Genomic DNA, 1,375 nt, shown 5'->3' with positions numbered 1-1,375 from the left:
GCTAATTAGGTCCCCACTTAGCAATAAGTGGGGGCTTCACGGCCTGTGCGCTCGCCGTGATAACCGCGTACCAATTCGACGTCGTCAACATGTCCTGGCTGGACGCTTACGTACCATCGACAGCGGCTTGCCTATCTTCGAAAGATGCAGCAGTGCGTTGACGACTATTGCGAGGTGGTGCCGACCTGGGGAAACGACGCCCCCCCGGAAAAGCTGCATGAAATCGGCCAGCATCTTGGCGACGACTCGTACGATGCATTGCTTTTGTGCCTGGAGAGAAATGCTCTTCTCCTGACTATCGACGGCCGCCTTCGCGAGTTCGGAAAGGTGTTGGGAAACATTGGAGGCTTGTGGCCTCAGGTATTCTGCAGCGTCGCGGTTGAACGCGGGCTGTGCAGTGCCCAAGCCTACTGGAAGTTTGTTCTTTGGAGCATCGGGAGGCGCCGCACGCACACATCCCTGTCATCACAAGAGTTCGTCTGGGCGCTGAATCGACCGAAGGACGAAAGACAGGCTGCTATGCAATTGATACTCGAGTACACAGCTGAGCCGTCCATTGAGCTCTCCAGCATGACAAAGGTGGTGCTGGAAGTTGCGCAGTATCTTCTATCGGTCGGTACGACGACTGCGGCAGTTTGCATGTTCCTCATTCGAGTGACTGCCCCCTTGTTTTCGCGGGCAGACGCAGCTGCCGACGACCTGGAGAATTTCTTGTTGTTCAAGCTTCGCGAGTTCATGACCGCCAATTTCGCGAAGGCGACTGCGAATCCGTACGAGGCCGACGCTGGATCTAGCCGCCTGAAGGTTTGGCTGGACAGGATGGCTAGTGCTTTGACATTAGCAAGGAACGTCGCCGCCCGAGAGACACCCGCTGAGTTAGCGAAGAAATCCCTTGGCGTAGCCCCGCTCCACGCATTGCGGCAGCCGCTCTACATAGGTGTGAGGTCTGACTTTTGATGCAAGCGAGGGCCGCGCGCTGTGGTTTGCTGTTCATCGCGGGACCGCTCAGGTTCCGCGCATTCCGGCGACCTCGCCATGGCTGACAGTAGTGACCCGCGCCTGAACCGCTTGAGGACGGGCGATACAATCGGCGTCCTACCGATGCGCATAGAGCGGCAGGAAGGGGTCTTTCGCACGCGGCGTACCGGCGCTCGATGGACGCACATTTCCGGCGACCATAGGCGACGGACACTTCGGGATATCGGACCGGGCGACCGGCAATGCCAGCATCTTCGAAAAATCGGCGGCGGCGCGCACGCGGGCAGTGAGATTCAGTGAGCCATTCAGTCCAAGCACGTTATCGACAGTTTTCAATATCGACGTATGGTCATATTGCGAATGGTCGATGGTTCCGGCCGGGACATAGGGGGAGATG

At 58.0% G+C, this 1,375-nt stretch carries 1 protein-coding gene and 1 pseudogene; one reads left to right on the top strand and one right to left on the bottom strand.

Translation table 11 applies throughout. The features are described 5' to 3' along the window. Positions 1–126: 126 nt before the first annotated feature. Positions 127–957, top strand: a pseudogene (locus HV670_RS29995) (PIN domain-containing protein); the annotation flags it as partial. Positions 958–1,095: 138 nt separating this feature from the next. Here HV670_RS29995 and HV670_RS29990 read toward each other — a convergent pair. Then, positions 1,096–1,375 (bottom strand): alkaline phosphatase family protein (locus HV670_RS29990; RefSeq protein WP_281362476.1); only part of this gene is annotated, 280 nt, incomplete at its 5' end.

It is taken from the genome of Pararobbsia alpina, assembly GCF_902859895.1.
Classification (GTDB): Bacteria; Pseudomonadota; Gammaproteobacteria; order Burkholderiales; family Burkholderiaceae; genus Pararobbsia; species Pararobbsia alpina.
This window is presented reverse-complemented; position numbering and strand designations above follow the sequence as displayed.